Below are 1,118 nucleotides of genomic sequence, written 5' to 3'. Positions count from 1 at the left end.
TGTAAATTTATATAAATTTCATAAAGGTAAACCTACTTCCATGAATCGCTAAGCAATTGAAGATATACTCAACTTATGAAAATGAAGATATGTTGAATCAAAAGTAAAAGAAAAGTTAAGTATCGGATAGATTATTGAGGGTTTTGAAATTTTCATATATTGTATGAATTGAGTTCGAACTCAAAAATTAAAAAAGGTGGGAAAATTAGTGAATATGAAAAAATCTTTAGCGGTGACAACTTTAGGGTTAGCGGTTTTAGGTTTTGGTTTTACTAATAACGCAAGTGCCTCAGAGGTGAGTGCTGCAGACAAGCAGCCTGTTTTAGTTGACTTTGATACAATTCAATCAGCAAAAACATCCAATGTTTCTAGTTTGACTGTTGCAGCTGCACCTAAGAATGATTCTAACATTAGCGTATATACTCCCTTTTTTGGTAACCCATATGCAGTTGCTAAATCTAAATCAACTACGACCGAAGACTATATTTATGCAAAAGCAAGGACTTTCAATGGCGATGGCTCATTAGTTAATACGAAAAGTAATAATGCAAAAAAATCATCTTATGTAAGTGCTACAGCGACCAACACAAGCGTTTATTATGGAGATGATTACGCTATTGGTAATCATACCTATAAATTAAATGGTTATAATGATGTGAATCACGAAACAAAAGCTTCCTGGTAAGAAAGAGAAAAAAGATATGCATCTTGCATATCTTTTTTCTCTTATATTTTAAATATATTGAGGTGCTATTTATGAAACAAATATATATTATTATTGGTGTTTTACTTATTTCGTTAATTACAATTTATGTTTTGTTCAATGTTTCAACCATACAACCTCATACACCTTCCAAAGAAAATAAGAGAGAACAACAAACAAATACCGTTTCTTATGGCTTAAAGGATAATCAAGGTAAACATATCGACAATGGAAGTGAAATCACTAGTGAGAATAATAAGATCAACGTATCATTATCATTCGTACATAATATTGATGAAGACCGAAAATATGGATTAATTATTTTAGAAGATTACGAACAAAAACCTTTTAGAATAGAAGACACTACAAATGAGGTATCCCACTATTCTTTCGATATGAAACCCAACAGTTCAAT

The 1,118-nt window shown here is 30.9% G+C and carries 1 protein-coding gene and 1 pseudogene; both read left to right on the top strand.

All coding sequences use genetic code 11. The features are described from left to right. Positions 1-208: 208 nt before the first annotated feature. A complete protein-coding gene (locus KI356_RS21245) occupies positions 209-685 on the top strand; it encodes a XoxI protein (RefSeq protein ID WP_212936369.1) in 477 nt (158 codons plus the stop codon). 71 nt (positions 686-756) lie between these two features. Further along, positions 757-1,118, top strand: a pseudogene (locus KI356_RS21240) (hypothetical protein); the annotation flags it as partial.

Source organism: Bacillus hominis, from assembly GCF_018332515.1.
Lineage (GTDB): Bacteria > Bacillota > Bacilli > Bacillales > Bacillaceae_G > Bacillus_A > Bacillus_A hominis.
The sequence above is the reverse complement of the archived record's forward strand: the minus strand, read 5'-3'. Positions and strand labels throughout refer to the sequence as shown.